17 protein-coding genes are annotated in these 14,905 nt (G+C 70.1%); 4 read left to right on the forward strand and 13 right to left on the reverse strand.

Annotated elements, in window-relative coordinates:
* Positions 1 to 11: 11 nt before the first annotated feature.
* The 5 genes from hemB to ABGB18_RS12635 are packed head-to-tail and all read right to left on the reverse strand — an operon-like array spanning position 12 to position 5,362.
* A complete protein-coding gene (gene hemB, locus ABGB18_RS12615) occupies positions 12 to 995 on the reverse strand; it encodes a porphobilinogen synthase (protein WP_347695633.1) in 984 nt (327 codons plus the stop codon).
* Positions 992 to 2,539: a bifunctional uroporphyrinogen-III C-methyltransferase/uroporphyrinogen-III synthase gene (locus ABGB18_RS12620; protein WP_347695634.1), complete on the reverse strand. Its 1,548-nt coding sequence runs from the start codon at positions 2,537 to 2,539 to the stop codon at positions 992 to 994. The genes hemB and ABGB18_RS12620 overlap by 4 nt, the downstream gene beginning before the upstream one ends.
* The gene (gene hemC / locus ABGB18_RS12625; RefSeq protein WP_347695835.1) at positions 2,536 to 3,408 is read right to left on the reverse strand and encodes a hydroxymethylbilane synthase; all 873 of its coding nucleotides are present in this window, start codon (positions 3,406 to 3,408) and stop codon (positions 2,536 to 2,538) included. Before hemC ends, ABGB18_RS12620 begins: the two co-directional genes overlap by 4 nt.
* 23 nt (positions 3,409 to 3,431) lie before the next feature.
* Entirely contained in the window at positions 3,432 to 4,688 is a 1,257-nt protein-coding gene (locus ABGB18_RS12630) for a glutamyl-tRNA reductase (protein ID WP_347695635.1), read from the reverse strand.
* Positions 4,685 to 5,362, reverse strand: a complete 678-nt coding sequence (locus tag ABGB18_RS12635; protein WP_347695636.1) for a redox-sensing transcriptional repressor Rex — start codon at positions 5,360 to 5,362, stop codon at positions 4,685 to 4,687. Before ABGB18_RS12635 ends, ABGB18_RS12630 begins: the two co-directional genes overlap by 4 nt.
* Before the next feature lie 184 nt (positions 5,363 to 5,546).
* Here ABGB18_RS12635 and ABGB18_RS12640 point away from each other — a divergent pair, with 184 nt between their 5' ends.
* Entirely contained in the window at positions 5,547 to 5,783 is a 237-nt protein-coding gene (locus ABGB18_RS12640; RefSeq protein ID WP_347695637.1) for a glutaredoxin family protein, read from the forward strand.
* Positions 5,784 to 5,892: 109 nt separating this feature from the next.
* Here the strand turns inward: ABGB18_RS12640 and ABGB18_RS12645 are convergent, their stop codons facing one another.
* Complete coding sequence (locus ABGB18_RS12645) at positions 5,893 to 7,353, reverse strand: antibiotic biosynthesis monooxygenase (RefSeq protein WP_347695638.1); 1,461 nt, start codon at positions 7,351 to 7,353, stop codon at positions 5,893 to 5,895.
* A gap of 249 nt (positions 7,354 to 7,602) precedes the next feature.
* Between ABGB18_RS12645 and ABGB18_RS12650 the strand changes: the two genes are divergently transcribed.
* Genes ABGB18_RS12650 through ABGB18_RS12660 form a run of 3 tightly spaced genes read left to right on the forward strand, consistent with a single transcriptional unit; the run spans position 7,603 to position 9,835 of the window.
* Positions 7,603 to 8,241 carry a sigma-70 family RNA polymerase sigma factor gene (locus tag ABGB18_RS12650; protein ID WP_347695639.1) on the forward strand — a complete coding sequence of 213 codons (639 nt, stop codon included), beginning with the start codon at positions 7,603 to 7,605 and terminating at the stop codon, positions 8,239 to 8,241.
* 59 nt (positions 8,242 to 8,300) lie between these two features.
* Complete coding sequence (locus tag ABGB18_RS12655) at positions 8,301 to 8,942, forward strand: DUF5667 domain-containing protein (RefSeq protein ID WP_347695640.1); 642 nt, start codon at positions 8,301 to 8,303, stop codon at positions 8,940 to 8,942.
* A 17-nt stretch (positions 8,943 to 8,959) separates the two neighbouring features.
* Positions 8,960 to 9,835 (forward strand): HAD-IB family hydrolase, encoded by an 876-nt coding sequence (locus tag ABGB18_RS12660; protein WP_347695641.1) that lies wholly within the window; start codon positions 8,960 to 8,962, stop codon positions 9,833 to 9,835.
* 65 nt (positions 9,836 to 9,900) lie between these two features.
* Here ABGB18_RS12660 and ABGB18_RS12665 read toward each other — a convergent pair whose 3' ends face one another.
* From ABGB18_RS12665 to ABGB18_RS12695, 7 genes are all read right to left on the reverse strand, one after another.
* Positions 9,901 to 10,920, reverse strand: a complete 1,020-nt coding sequence (locus tag ABGB18_RS12665) for an LCP family protein (RefSeq protein WP_347695642.1) — start codon at positions 10,918 to 10,920, stop codon at positions 9,901 to 9,903.
* A gap of 2 nt (positions 10,921 to 10,922) precedes the next feature.
* Positions 10,923 to 11,501, reverse strand: a complete 579-nt coding sequence (locus ABGB18_RS12670) for an RNA polymerase sigma factor (protein ID WP_347695643.1) — start codon at positions 11,499 to 11,501, stop codon at positions 10,923 to 10,925.
* Positions 11,502 to 11,570: 69 nt separating this feature from the next.
* Entirely contained in the window at positions 11,571 to 12,365 is a 795-nt protein-coding gene (locus ABGB18_RS12675; protein ID WP_347695644.1) for an SDR family NAD(P)-dependent oxidoreductase, read from the reverse strand.
* 65 nt (positions 12,366 to 12,430) lie between these two features.
* Positions 12,431 to 13,246, reverse strand: coding sequence for a lysophospholipid acyltransferase family protein (locus ABGB18_RS12680; RefSeq protein WP_347695836.1), 816 nt, complete (start codon positions 13,244 to 13,246; stop codon positions 12,431 to 12,433).
* A gap of 77 nt (positions 13,247 to 13,323) precedes the next feature.
* A complete protein-coding gene (locus tag ABGB18_RS12685; protein ID WP_347695645.1) occupies positions 13,324 to 14,319 on the reverse strand; it encodes an NAD-dependent epimerase/dehydratase family protein in 996 nt (331 codons plus the stop codon).
* A 24-nt stretch (positions 14,320 to 14,343) separates the two neighbouring features.
* The gene (locus ABGB18_RS12690; protein ID WP_018654693.1) at positions 14,344 to 14,442 is read right to left on the reverse strand and encodes an AURKAIP1/COX24 domain-containing protein; all 99 of its coding nucleotides are present in this window, start codon (positions 14,440 to 14,442) and stop codon (positions 14,344 to 14,346) included.
* A gap of 174 nt (positions 14,443 to 14,616) precedes the next feature.
* Positions 14,617 to 14,820 (reverse strand): helix-turn-helix domain-containing protein, encoded by a 204-nt coding sequence (locus ABGB18_RS12695; protein WP_026214222.1) that lies wholly within the window; start codon positions 14,818 to 14,820, stop codon positions 14,617 to 14,619.
* Positions 14,821 to 14,905: the final 85 nt, after the last annotated feature.

Below are 14,905 nucleotides of genomic sequence, written 5' to 3' on the forward strand. Positions count from 1 at the left end.
AAACCCCTTGGTTAGAGGCGGCGCGCCACTTCGGTCGCCCAGTAGGTGAGGATCAGGTCGGCCCCGGCGCGCTTGATGGCCACCAGCGACTCCATGATCATCCGCTCCCGGTCCACCCAGCCGTTGGCGGCGGCGGCCTCGACCATCGCGTATTCGCCGCTCACCTGGTAGGCCGCCACCGGCACGTCCACCTCGTCGCGGAAGCGCGCGATGACGTCGAGGTAGGCCAGCGCGGGCTTGACCATGACCGCGTCGGCGCCCTCGGCCAGGTCCAGCCGGACCTCACGCAGCGCCTCCTCCAGCGGGCCCGCGGGGTCCTGCTGGTGGGTGCTGCGGTCGCCGAACTGCGGCGCGCACTCGGCGGCGTCGCGGAACGGCCCGAAGAAGGCGGAGGCGTATTTCGCCGCGTAGGCGAGGATCGGAACGTTCGCGTAGCCGGCCCCGTCCAGGGCCGCCCGGATCGCCCCCACCTGGCCGTCCATCATCCCGCTCGGCGCCACCATCTGCGACCCGGCGGCCGCCTGGGCCACCGCGATCGAGGCGTACCGCTCCAGCGTGAGGTCGTTGTCCACGTCACCGGAGGGGGTCAGGATGCCGCAGTGCCCGTTGTCGGTGAACTCGTCCAGGCAGGTGTCGGCCATGACCACGATCGCGTCGCCGACCTCGGCGCTCACGTCACGCAACGCCCTCTGCAGGATCCCGTCGGGGTCGTCGGCGGCCGAGCCGCGCGCGTCCTTGACCGCGGGGATGCCGAACAGCATCAGCCCGCCCACGCCGGCCTCGGCCGCCTCGTGCGCGGCCTTGCGCAGCGAGTCGCGGGTGTGCTGTACCACGCCCGGCATCGAGGCCACCGGCTGTGGCTCGGTGATGCCTTCCTTGACGAACATGGGCAGGATCAGCTCGGCCGGGTGCAGCCGGGTGCCCGCCACCATCCGGCGCAGCGCCGGGCTGCGGCGCAGCCGGCGGGGACGGGCCACGGGATACTGCGCGGTCATTTGCCTCTCCTTCGGGCGCCCCGGCGGTTCTGTGAGGGCCGGCGCGGGGTGTCACCCGCGGCCAGGGCCGCCTGGCGCTGCTTGGCACCGTACTGGGCCACCGCGGCGGCCAGCGCGGACGCGGATGGTTTGTCGGCCATGACATCGACCCGGAGCCCGAACTCCTCGGCCGTCTTGGCCGTCTGCGGCCCGATGACCGCGATCACGGTGACGTTGTGCGGCTTGCCCGCGATGCCCACCAGGTTGCGCACGGTGGAGGAGGAGGTGAAGAGCACGGCGTCGAAGCCGCCGCCCTTGATCGCCTCCCGGATGGGCGCGGGTGGCGGCGCCGCCCGCACGGTCCGGTACGCGGTGACGTCGTCGCACTCCCAGCCGAGCTCGGTGAGCCCGGCCACGAGCGTGTCGGTGGAGATGTCGGCCCGCGGCAGCAGCACCCGGTTGATCGGGTCGAGCATCGAGTCGTAGGGCGGCCACTCGGCCACCAGTCCCTCGGACGACTGCTCCCCCGAGGGCAGCAGGTCGGGCTTGACCCCGAACTCGACCAGGGCCTGCGCCGTCGCGTCGCCCACGGCGGCCACCTTGAGCCCGGCGAACGCCCGTGCGTCCAGGCCGTATTCCTCGAACTTCTCGCGTACGGCCTTGACGGCGTTGGCGCTGGTGAAGGCCACCCACTCGTAGCGCCCGGTGACCAGGCCCTTGATCGCCCGGTCCATCTGCTGCGGCGTGCGGGGCGGCTCGACCGAGATGGTCGGCACCTCCTCCGGCACCGCGCCGTAGGCGACGAGCTGGTCGGACAGGCTCCGCGACTGCTCCTTGGTACGCGGCACCAGCACCCGCCACCCGAACAGCGGCTTGGTCTCGAACCACGACAGCTTGTCACGCAACGTGACGGCCTCGCCGACCACGATCAGCGCCGGCTCGGTGAACCCGGCGTGCTTGAGGTCGGCCTGGAGCCTGCCGAGCGAGGACACGACGGTGTACTGCTCGGTGGTGGTGCCGCCGCTGCTGACCGCGACGGGCGTGGTGTCGGGCTTGCCACCGGCGATGAGGGCCTTGCCGATGGTCACGGCGTCGCCGAGACCGTGGTAGATCACCAGCGTGCCGCGGCAGGCGGCGTGGGCGGCCCAGTCCTGGTCCTGCGCGGCGTCCACGATCCGGAACTCGGGCACGGACGTGGCCGCCGGGATGCCCGCGTAGGTGAGCACGGCGGTCGCGGGCGGCACGCCGGGCACGATCTCGAAGTCCACCTCCGCCGCGGCACAGGCCGCGACCTCCTCGATGATCGAGGAGAACAGCATCGGGTCGCCCGCGCACAGGCGTACCACGAGCCCGCCCGCCTTGGCCCGCTTGACGAAGTCGCCTTCGACGATCTCGACGCCTTCGCGGCAGTGGTGCGCCAGCAGCGGGGCCTGCGCCTCCTCGTCGAGCACCACCGCGTCGGCCTTGCCGAGCAGCTCGGCCGCGCGGAGCGTGAGCAGGTTGGGATCTCCTGGACCCGCGCCGACGAACGCGACGAATCCGGAGGTTGGACTATCGGAGCTCAATGGGAATGCTCCCCCATCAATCTGTCGGCCCCTTCGGCGATCATCTCGGCCGCCAGGAGACGGCCCAGGGTCACGGCCTCCGAAGGAGAGCCGGCGGCGGACTTGCGGACCGCCTCGCGGCCGTCGAGCGCGACGACCACAGCGGTCAGGTTCAGAGTGTGCCCGTCATCGACCGCGAAAGCACCCACCGGTGCCGAGCAGCCGGCCTCGAGCGCGTTGAGCACGGAACGTTCCGCGGTCACGGCGGAGCGGGAGGGCGGGTCGTCCAGCACGCTGAGGAAGGAGACCAGGTCGGGCCGGTCGGCGCGGCACTCCACGGCCAGGGCGCCCTGGCCGGGCGCGGGCAGCAGCTCCTCGACCTCGAAGATCTGCGCGATGTCGGCGTCGCGGCCGATCCGGTGCAGGCCGGCCGAGGCGAGCACGACCGCGTCGACCTCGCCCGAGGCGATCTTGCCGATCCGCGTGTCGGCGTTGCCGCGGATCGGGACGTATTCGAGGTCCGGGCGCAGCGCGCTGAGCATGGCCACCCGGCGCAGCGAGCCGGTGCCCACCCTGGCGCCGGGGGCGAGGTCGGCGAACTTGCCCGGGCCGACCAGCGCGTCGCGATGGTCGTCGCGGACCGGGATCGCGGCCAGCGTGAAGCGCGGGTCCTGCGTGGTCGGCAGGTCCTTGAGCGAGTGGACGGCGAAGTCGATCTCGCCCTCGATCAGCTTGTCCCGCAGCGCGCTGACGAAGACGCCGGTGCCACCGAGCTGCGCCACCTGGGCCTTGGTCACATCGCCGAACGTCGTGATGCCCACCAGCTCGATCGCACGCCCGGTGCGCTCGGTGTAGGCGTCGGCGACCATCTGCGACTGCGTGGTCGCCATCAGGCTCCGGCGGGTCCCCAGCCTCACAGCTCGACCTCCCTCACGGCCTCGGGCAGCTTCGGATCCAGATTGAACAGTTCGCGCAGCGCCTCCGCATAATGATCGCCTCCTGGGCAGGTGGCGAGCTGCTTGACACGCACGGTGGGCTCGTGCAGCAGCTTGTCGACGACGCGCTGGACGGTCATGGCGACCTCGTCCCTCGCCCGATCGTCGAGGTCGGGGACGCGCATCAGGAGGCGGCCGAGCTCGGACTCGACCACGCCCGCCGCCTTGCTGCGCAGCGCCACCACCGTCGGAGTCACCCTGGCCGCCCGCTCGGCGTCGAGGTAGGCACGCAGCTCCTCGGCGACCAGCGCGCGCACGGAGTCGACCGCGTCTCCTTCACGCGAGCCGACACCCGACTCCTGGATGGTCTCCAGGTCGACCAGCGTGACGCCTGGCACCGAGCGTACCTCGGGGTCGACGTCATGTGACAACGCCAGGTCCAGCAGGAACGCTCCCCGGGTGAGCATGTCGGGGGTGATGAGGTGGCGGCCCGCGCCCGTGCAGGTGATGACGATGTCGGCGGTGCCGAGCTCCCGGCCCACGGCTGAGAACTCCACCGCCCGGCCGCCCACGGACTCGGCCAGCCGGACACCCCGCTCGTATGTGCGGTTGGCCACGACGATGTCGGTGACCCCGGCGCGCGCCAGCGTGACGGCGGCCAGCGAGCTCATGGAGCCCGCGCCGACCACCAGGGCGCGCCGCCCGGCCAGGTCGCCCGCGAGGGCGAGGCCGGCGGAGACGAGGGAGGCACCGGCCTTGTCGATGCCGGTGTCGTGGTGGGCCCGCTTGCCGACCCGCAGCGCCTGCTGGACCAGCTCGTTGAGGGTGGCGCCGACGGTGCCCTGCCGCTGCCCCAGCTTGAGCGCCTGGCGGACCTGGCCGAGGATCTGGCCCTCGCCGACGACCATGGAGTCGAGGCCGCAGACCACCGAGAACAGGTGCTCGACGGCGCGTTCTTCGTAGTGCACGTAGAGGTGCGGCGTCAGCTCCTCCACCGGAACGCCCGAGTGCACGCCCAGCAGCCGGCCGACGGAGGCGACGGCGGGGTGGAAACGATCGACCGCGACGTAGACCTCGACCCTGTTGCAGGTCGAGACCACCATCGTCTCCGCGACGTTGACGTCCTGCTGGACGTCGTGGAGGAACTTGACGAGGGCGTCACCCGTCACCGAGACGCGCTCGAGGAGTGCCACCGGCGCGGTCCGGTGGCTGAGTCCGATGGCCAGAACACTCATTGACCGTCCACCGCCATGAGTGGCCCCCCAGCTTTGCGTTGCTCGTGGAACGCGAGGATCTGCAGTTCTATTGACAAGTCAACCTTACGGACATCGACGGTTTCCGGCACAGAGAGCACAACGGGGGCGAAGTTCAGGATGCTGGTCACACCCACGCCAACCACGCGATCACACACTTCCTGCGCCGCTGCCGCTGGTGTCGCCAGCACCACGATCGAGACTCCACGCCGTTTGATCACGGCTTCCAGTTCGTCGATGTGCTCCACATTCAACCCCGCGATGGTGTCGCCCACGATTTCGGGGTCGGCGTCGACGAGCGCGGCAACCCGGAAGCCCCTGGAGACGAATCCTCCATAGTTGGCCAGCGCCCGGCCGAGGTTACCGACCCCCACGATCGCGACGGCCCAGTCCTGGGTCAGACCGAGCTCGCGGGAGATCTGGTACACGAGGTATTCCACGTCATAGCCTACGCCGCGGGTGCCGTAGGAGCCGAGGTGTGACAGATCTTTCCGCAATTTGGCGGAATTGACCCCGGCGGCGACGGCCAGATCCTCGGAGCTGACGGTCGCGATGCCCCGCTCGGCCATCCCGTGCAGCGCCCGCAGGTACAACGGAAGCCGTGCGACCGTCGCCTCAGGGATGCCGCGGTCACGGGGTTGGGACGGGCTCTTCACGTGCCGGAGCTCCAGGGGACGGGCGGCGTGGGGGCCGCGTGAACGGAATCGAACCGTCTTTCAGGTTAATCCTTTTGTGAACCGATGCACAAAGTCATGGGGTACGGAGTTCGCCAGGTCTCGCGCACTGTGACGCACGCGACTCGCATACCGGGGACCCGTACGGCTGGCATAACGTGGCCCCATGCACCACATCACGTTGCTCGGCAAGCCCGGCTGCCATCTGTGCGAGGACGCGCGCGAGGTCATCGCCAAGGTGGCGGGCGAGCTCGGCGTCCCGTGGGAGGAGGTCAGCATCGAGACCTCGGCCGAGCTGCGGGAGAAGTACTGGGAGATGATCCCGGTGACGCTGATCGACGGCGTGCAGCACGACTTCTGGCGGGTCGACGAAAACCGCCTGCGCGCCGCCCTGAGCGGCTAGCGACCCCACCGGACCGCCGCGAACGCCGCCAGAACGCCGCGGGAGCGACCGGGCACCGCAGGAGCCGGTCAGACACCGCGGGGCGGGTGAGGACAGCCCGCGGCGGCGGTCAGAACATCGCCGTGGGCAGCGGCACCACCTTCGCGGCGTTGACCTGGAGCTCGATGACGTTGGTGGCCAGCACCATGGCCTGCCGTTCGTTGACGAACCGCTCGACGTGCGGCTGGCGCTGGTGGTCGCGGTAGGCCACCTCGTCGCGGTAGAGCTCGTAGACGATGCGCTGCAGGGGGGCCGACTTCACGCCGTGGCAAGCGTACACCAGGGTGTCGGGCTCGCCCCGGCGCACGGCCTCGACCGTCGCCTCGGCCAGCCGGTCGAACGCGTCACCCGCCCCGTCCACGATCGTGAAGACGGTCAGGAGGCCGTAGATGGCCGGCGACGGCTTGCTGGAGCCGGGCTGCTGATGCGGCGCGGGCGAGAACACGTCGGCACCCGGGTAGGCCGCCCCGGTCGCCGGCATGCCGTAGTCGGGGCGCTGGGCAGCACCGCCGTTCATGATGTAGCCGGTAGCGGGGCCCGCGTCGGGCTGAGGCGGCGGTGGTGCCATGCGCGCGGCGTAGTCGACCTCCTGGTCGCCCGCCCGGTATTCGGCAACCAGGTCGCCCAGCCCCGACGCCCTGCGCGGCGGCGGCGCCGGGGGCACGTCGGCGACCGGCACGGGCTCGGGCATGCCGCGCCGCCCCACCCGCTCGTCGCGGTGCATCGGCCGCTCGCCGGGCGGCATCTGCATGGGACGCTCCTCGCGGTGCCGAACGGGCTCCTCGCGGTGCTGAGAGCGATCGTCGCGGCGCGGGACGCGGTCCTCGCGGTCCGGAGCGAAGTCGTCCTCGTCATCGTCCTCGTACGGCGCCAGCGGCCGCAGCACGGTGTACCAGATCGCGGCGGCGGCCACCAGAAGCAGCGCCGTGGTGAAGACCGCCGGCACCGTGAACCGCAGCGCGCCCACGAGCGCGATCCCCGACGGGACGATGACCGCGGCCGCGTGCAGGTTGTCGGTGTCGTATTCGTCGCCGTTGCGCCACTTGAGCCCGGCGACCGCCAGCATGGCCAGCATGACCAGCACGGCGATGGTGTGCACGCCGACCAGCAGGTAGCCGGGGATCAGGCCCCAGTATTCCGAGCCCGCGGGCAGCGCCCCGCTCATGTCTTCCCGCTTGAGCGGGTCGAAGATCATGATCGCGGCGGCGACGACGGTCAGCGCGCACCCGAACAACCACGCCAGGAACCTCGGCGGCACCTTCTCCGCCAGCAGTTGCACCAGCCCGACGGCGAGCCAGAGCGGCGCCAGCAACGATCCCGTCACCTGGTAGATCCGGAACGTGGCGCCGCCGAACCCTATGACGCCGCCGATGCCGATCACACCCAGCGACAGGCAGAGGGCCACGGCTGCAACGGTCCAGGCGATCAACCACCCCTCAGGATCGTCGCGCAGTCGTTGGATCAGGGCACCGGCTGCGACCGCGGCGAGGATCGCACCGACAAACGCTATGACAGCAACGAGGATCTCCATGGTGACTCCAATGCTGCCGGACGTTGCCTCCCAGCCGGTAGCCGAAGCCGGAACCGGTCGGTCCTGGGCGGGTCACATCCGGCGGCTCACCGCAGGCAGGGGGCATGAGCCTGCGGGTAGCGGGGTGTGGCGCCTCCACGGTATCTGCCGATTACGCCAAGTCATGCAAGCATGCCGTGGATTGTGAATTTTCCGGTTGATTTCTAGAGTGTTCGAGCACGCCGCACCCCTTACCCCTAGGGATACCGGATGCCTGACTCGTCACCGTTCGCCGGGCTGCTTGCGCCAGCGGTCGCTGGCCCTGCCCGGACGGGCGAGTTCGCCCTGCGCGACGAAGTGCCCGACGACCTCCGTACGCTGGTGCTGCACGCCAAAAACGGATGCGCGGAGTCCTTTGGCACGCTCTACGACCGCTACGTGGACCTCGTCTACCGATACATCTACTTCAGGGTCGGCTCCCACCCGCTCGCCGAGGACCTGACCAGCGAGACCTTCCTGCGCGCGCTGCGCAGGATCGCCGACTTCACCTGGCAGGGCCGGGATTTCGGCGCCTGGCTGGTGACCATCGCCAGAAACCTGGTGACCGACCACTTCAAGTCAGGCCGCTACCGGCTGGAGATACCCACCGGTGAAGTGATCGACGTCCCGCTGGACGGCTCACACATACCGGAGAACGCCGTGGTCACGGCCATCATCAACGACCGGATACTGCGGGCCGTCCGAGATCTCAATCCCGAACAGCAGGAATGCGTGGTCCTGCGCTTCCTGCACGGCCTCTCGCTCGCGGAAACCGCGCTGATCATGGGGAAGAAGAGTGGAGCGATCAAAGCGCTGCAGTTCAGGGCCGTCCGCGCGCTGGCCAGGGCACTCAAGAACGACCTGGCGTAACCTCCCCCATCCGCCTCTCGTTAGGCAGGTGTCACGTCCGGACCGTCTAGGAGCTGTCCATGAGTAGGGCGAGCAGGCGGCGAGAGCGCGTGCTCGAGCACCTCGCGGAGCTGGGACGGCTCCCGCTCGGCGCCGACCCGGGGCCCGCCTTCCGGGCCCGCCTGCGCGCCCAGCTCCTGTCCGGCGAGCTCACCGACGAGCCGGTCCGCCCCGCCGCTCAGCGCCCCCGCCACCGCCGGCCCGTCCGCCGCCGGCCACCGCTGTCGCAGCTCGCCACACTCGGGCTGGCGGCCGCCATGATGGTCTCCTCTTTCGCCACCTACCAGGCGGTGCCCGGAGACTCGCTCTACCCGCTCAAACGGGCCGCGGAGAGCACGCTCGTCCACCTGAGCACCGACGACGCCGAACGCGGCAGGCGCGAGCTCGACTCGGCCAAGACCCGCGCCAAGGAGGTCGCCAGCCTGCTGGGCTCGTCCATCGACGGGCCGCTGGTCAGCAAGACGCTCAAGGACATGGAGGAGTCCACGCGAGCCGGGATCAGCCGGCTGGAACGGGTGGAGCCGCGCTCGCCGAAGATCAAAAAGTTCGCACGAGACCAGAAAGAGGTCGTGGGCCCGATGTTGACGCAGCTCAACGAGGCCGAGGCGGTCCAGGCCGAGGGATATCTTGACTACATCGAAGGTCTGGTCGCCCCGCACTAGGTCAGTAAGCTGAGCCCATGTGGCGGCTAATCCGACGACGACAACAACCGGAGCCCCAGGCCGCCGGGGAGGCCGCGGCGCGGGCCGCGGTCACCGTCGCCCCGGCCGAGCCGGATCTCCAGGCTGCGGCGTTCTTCGACGTGGACAACACGATGATGCGCGGCGCCTCGATCTACCACTTCGCCAGAGGGCTGGCCACGCGCGGGCTGTTCACGACGTCCGACCTGCTGAAGTTCGCCGTGGGGCAGGCGGTGTTCCGGCTGCGCGGCAACGAGAACCCCGAGCACATCGCGGTGGCCAGGGAGACGGCGCTGGCCTTCGTGGCGGGCGCCAAGGTCGATGACGTCGTACGCCTCGGCGAGGAGATCTACGACGAGGTCATGGCCGACCGCATCTGGGGCGGCACCAGGGCGCTCGCCCAGGACCACCTCGACGCCGGCCAGCGGGTCTGGCTGGTGACCGCCACGCCGGTCGAGCTGGCCAGGGTCATCGCGCAGCGGCTCGGCCTCACGGGCGCGCTCGGCACGGTCGCCGAGAGCAGCAACGGCGTCTACACCGGGCGGCTGGTCGGCGACCTGCTGCACGGGCCCGCCAAGGCCGAGGCGGTGCGGGCGCTGGCCCGCCGCGAGGGGCTCGACCTCACCAGGTGCACGGCCTACAGCGACTCGGCCAACGACCTGCCGATGCTGTCGCTGGTCGGGCATCCCATGGCCATCAACCCGGACGCCGAGCTGCGCGAGCACGCCAGGAAGCACGCCTGGCCGATCAAGGACTTCCGCACCGGGCGCAAGGCGACGATGGCGGCCCTGCCCATCGCGGCGGGCGTGGGAGCCGTGGCGGGCGGCGTGGCCGCCGGCATCGCCCTGCGCAAGCTCTACCGCACGCAGCGGTAGAGCCCGCGACGGTGGCCGCTCGACCCGCCCACGATCCGCCCACGATCCGCACGGCCGGCCCGCGGCTATCTGAGCGACTTGAAGAGCTTGTCCGCCTCCGGCTGCTTCCACACCAGTCTGTTTCGGTCCTGGGGGTAGGGCTTCGACGGGACCGTCGCGAAGGTCATCTTCGTCTTGGACATCCCGATGGCCAGCTCGTACATCGATTCGAGGCTCAGGTCCGTCTTCACCGACTTGCGCATCTCGCCGAGGAACGCCCCGAGTTTGGCCGGCTCGAAGGGCAGCCTCTTCGCCTTGTTCAACATGGCGAGCATGAACTGCTGCTGGCGCTTGATCCTGGCGACGTCGGCGCCGTCGCCGAGGAAGTATCGCGTGCGTACGTAGCCGAGCGCCTGCTCCCCGTTGACGACGCTCCGGCCCGCGGGCAATTTCAGTTTCGCCTTCGGGTCGTCCACCGGCTTGGGCAGGGTGACCTCCACGCCCCCGAGCGCGTCCACCATGCCCTTGAACCCGGCGAAGTCCACCTCGACCGTGTGCTGGATGGTCAGCCCCGTCAGCCTCTCCAGCGTGGCCCTGAGGCAGCTCGCGCCACCCGTGTTGTACGCCGAATTGATCATTCCCTTCGCGGCCGGTGAAGACCCGCAGCGCGGCATCTCCACCATCGAGTCGCGCGGGACGCTGACCGCGGTGGCCCGGCCCCGGTCGGCGGGCACGTGGACGATGATGATGGTGTCCGACCGCTTGCCGAACCCGACCGAGTTGGGGCCGTATTTGGCATTGCCCGGGCCGTCCCGGGTGTCGGAGCCGATCACCAGCACGTTCCTGGCGCCGCTCATGTCCACGGGCCGGCTCGCGCCGGGCGGCGCGGCCGTGTGGCGGTGGTCGCTGACCAGCACGGTGGGCACGACGACCGCCGCCGCCGTGGCGACGACCACCAGCCCGGCCGTCCACCAGGCCACCCAGCGGCCCGTCCGCCGGCCGCGGGGGTGAGCGCGCAGGAGGCGCTGGCGCTGGCGCGCGAGCGTGGCGGGCGGTTCGTGCTCGATCGCCGCCCCCAGGTCGCGGAGCAGCTTCAGGTCGTCCATCGTCACTCCTCCTCCAGGGGGTTGGCGTCGCCGAGCGCGGCCCGGACCTTCCGCCTGCCACGGTTGAGCCGGGACCGTACGGTGCCGACCGGGATGCCGAGTGCCCGGGCGGCCTCCTCGTACGTGAGATCGCCCCAGGCGATCAGCAGCAGCACGTCACGATCCCTGGCGGGCAAGGCGGCCAGGGCGCCGGCCAGCTCACCCCGGACGGCCTGGGCGCTCACCCCGGCGGCCACCCGGTCGGCCGGCGACTCCACCTCGGCCTCGACGGGGGTGCGCAGCAGGGCGCGGTAGCGGGCGGCCTCGCGGCGGTGGTGCCGGGAGACGAGCTTGGTGAGGATGCCGAAGAGCCAGGGCCGCGCGTCCGGGTAGGCCAGGTCGTAGCTCCGCCGGCGGGAGAAGGCGATCAGGAACGTCTCGCCGACGAGGTCTTCGGCGGGCTCGGGGCCGAGGCGTTTGGAGACGTACCGGTAGAGCATGGCGGAGTAGCGGTCGAAGAGCTCCGCGAACGCCTCGGGTTCGGTCAGCGAGGCGCTCACGAGCTCCGAATCCGCACCCCTGGTGGCGGGTTGCGTGATCATCTCCGCCCTTCTGTGGGAAATCGGTCACGCATGTCTTGCCGCAACCCGCCGTCCGGGTTCACGCGGCGCCTACAGCTCCTTGAGCTGGCCCCCGTCGACGACGAGCTCGGCGCCGGTCGTGCTGCCCGAGCGCGGTGAGACCAGCAGGGCGACCGCGTCGGCGATCTCCTGCGGGTCCACGAGCCGCCCGGTGACCAGCCGCATCATCTCAGGAGCGACCTTGGCGACGACGTCCTCCTTCGTCGCCCCCACCATGGCCCCCATGACCTCGGCGGCGCCGCCCGGCTTGGTCCACCAGTCGGTGAGCGCCGCACCGGCCACGAGCGTGTTCACACGCACGCCCTGCGGGCCGTACTCCTCGGAGAGGGCCTTGCCCAGGAAGCTCACGGCGGCCTTGGCGGCGCTGTAGTCGACGTTCATGGCGCCGGGCTGCCGGGCCATGGTGGAGGAGACGTTGACGATCGAGCCGCCGCCCCGCTCCACCATGGTGGGCAGGGCGGCGCGGATCATGCGGACGACCGAGAACAGGTTGAACTCGAACATCGCCTGCCAGTCCTCGTCGTCGGGCGTCATGAACCCGAGGCGCGGCAGCGTCGCCCCGGGCGGCGGCCCGCCGGCGTTGTTGACCAGGATGTCCAGTCCACCGAACTCCGCCACGGCCCGCGACACGATCCGCGCGTGCTCTTGCGGGTCCATCAGGTCGGCGGCCACGTGCACGACCTCGCCGGGCAACCCGTCGGTACGGTGTCGCGAGACCGCCACGACGTGCGCGCCCTCCGCGGCCAGGGTGCGCGCGACGGCCAGGCCGATGCCCTTGGACGCGCCGGTGACGACGGCGACGCGGCCGGAGAGCTGAAGATCCATGAGGGTTCCCTTCGGTGTTCAGCGAGTGAATCGCTCCTTCGAACACCGCCGGTGCCCCTCAGGTTTCACATGAAGGGCGGGAAGGCATGACCCCTGCGGAGCCGCAGCGCGTTGAGCAGTTGCTGGATGACCTCGCGCACGTGGTCGGTGAGATTGAACACCACCATGGGATCGTCGGCCGCCGACGGCTCGTAGTCGTCGGTGCGGATGGGCTCGCCGAACTCGATCATCCACTTGGACGGCAGCGGCACCAACCCCAGCGGTCCGAGCAGCGGGAAGAGCGGCGTGATCGGCAGATAAGGCAGGCCCAGCAGCCGGGCCAGCGACTTCAGATCGCCGATCTTGGGATAGATCTCCTCGGCGCCCACGATCGCGACCGGCACGATGGGCACGCCCGCGCGGATCGCCGAGGCCACGAAGCCGCCGCGGCCGAACCGCTGCAGCTTGTAGCGCTCGGAGAAGGGTTTGCCGATGCCCTTGAAGCCCTCGGGGAACACCCCGACCAGCTCTCCCCCGCGCAGCAGCCGGTCGGCGTCCTCGGGGCAGGCCAGCGTGTGGCCCGTCTTGCGGGACAGGTGGCTGAGCACCGGAAGCTGGTAGACCAGGTCGGCGCCGAGCAGCCGCAACGGCCGGCCGGCCTCGTCGTGCAGCGCGAGCTGCATCATCAGCGCGTCGAACGGAAGCGTGCCCGAGTGGTTGGCCACGATGAGCGCGCCGCTCTCCTCGGGCACGTTCTTCAGCTCGACCGTCTCCACCCTGAACCAGTTGGTGTAGAGCGGCCTGATCAGCTCCAGGAGCACCTTGTCGGTCAGCTCGGCGTCGTAGCCGAACTCGTCGATCTCGTAGTCGCCCGAGATCCGCCGGCGGATGAAGGCCAGCATCTCCGCCACCGGATCGGGCTCCTCGTAGGACGGCGCCGCGCTGATCGGGATCACGCGGGCCTCCTCAGCGGGAACGCTCAACTACGCACACCTCCGAACGGGTGCAGGCCGCGCGAGCGCAGGAAGTCGTCGAAGGCGGCCCCGGTCGTGAACTTGGGTTTCCACCCGAGCGTGGCCTCCAGCCGGGCGGTGTCGACCGCGCGGCCGTGAGACATCAGCCTGAGCTGCTCGGGCGAGTATTCGACCAGGCCCATCCTGCGAGCGACGTTGCCCAGCACCTTGAAGGCGGGCGAGAACACCGGCAACGACGGCCGTCCCGCCCTCCTGGCGCACTGCGAGAGCAGCAGCACGCCGGCCCCGGCCACGTTGAACGTGCCGGGATGGTCCTCCGTCGCCATCCGGCGCAGCACCTCGACCGCGTCGTCCTCGTGGACGAACTGCAGCCGGGGGTCGAAGCCGAACACGGTCGGCAGCACCGGCTGGGTGAAGTAACGCGTCAGCGGTGACTCGACGCCGGGACCCATGAAATTGACGAAACGAAGCAGTGACACCGTCACGTCGGGACGGCGCCGCGCGAAGCCTCGCACGTAGCCCTCCACCTCGACGGCGTCCTTGGCATAGCCGTGGCTGGGGCCGTCGTGCGGCTCCAAGTCCTCGGTGAACACCGCGGGATCCCGCGGCGACGAGCCGTAGACGGCCGTGGTGGAACGCACCACGACGCGCCGCACGGTCGCCGACCGCTGGCAGGCACCAAGCAGTTGCATGGTGCCGATCACGTTGTGCTCCTTCATGGCCACCCGGCCCCCGCTCCTCGACGGAGCGCTGACCAGGCTCATGTGCACAACAGTGTGAATATCCGCGGCCGCGATCACCTGTGCGATGTCGGGGCTACGCAGATCCACCCGGACGAACTCCGTCCGGCCCAGGGAGATGCCGCCATCGCGCGTCAGCGAGGGCGGCGGCACGGTGTCAACTCCTATGACGCGGCTGATGTCCGGGGCTGCCGCCAGAACGCTTGCCACCCGGGCGCCTATGTGGCGCGAGACCCCGGTGACAAGCACGGTGTGGGTCATCAGCGCGCCTCACAGCTGCGTAGGTTACTTCTTGTTACGCCGCTGGATGCGCGTCTTCTTGAGCAGCTTGCGGTGCTTCTTCTTAGCCATCCGCTTGCGGCGCTTCTTGATCACAGAGCCCACGGGACCCCCACTGTTTGTTGCAAGTCTGAACCGGAGTGCGAGCGCACACCGGCTCACAGACTACCGGCGATCGACGGTAGATCGCCCCATTGGGGGGTGAGAGCCCGGTCGCGCCGCGGCGGACCGGGCCTCTCCCGCGACAGCATTCACGACACGATCTTTCATGCCGCTACTTCAACCTGCCTCGATGTAGGCCTCCCGAAGATAGTCGTGTACCGCCTGCTCAGGCACCCTGAACGACCGGCCTACTCGGATGGCCGGGAGCTCGCCAGAGTGGACGAGCCGGTACACCGTCATCTTGGACACCCTCATGACCGTGGCCACTTCCGCCACGGTCAGGAACTTCACCTCACTGAGAGGTCTTTCGCCTGCACCCATCGGACGCCTCTTCCGCACGTGTTTCCGGGTTATCCCCACTGGTGCCATTGCTCACGCACGTGTACTGCCGTCAGCGTAAGTCGGG

The organism is Nonomuraea sp. B12E4, from assembly GCF_039871825.1.
Taxonomy (GTDB): domain Bacteria; phylum Actinomycetota; class Actinomycetes; order Streptosporangiales; family Streptosporangiaceae; genus Nonomuraea.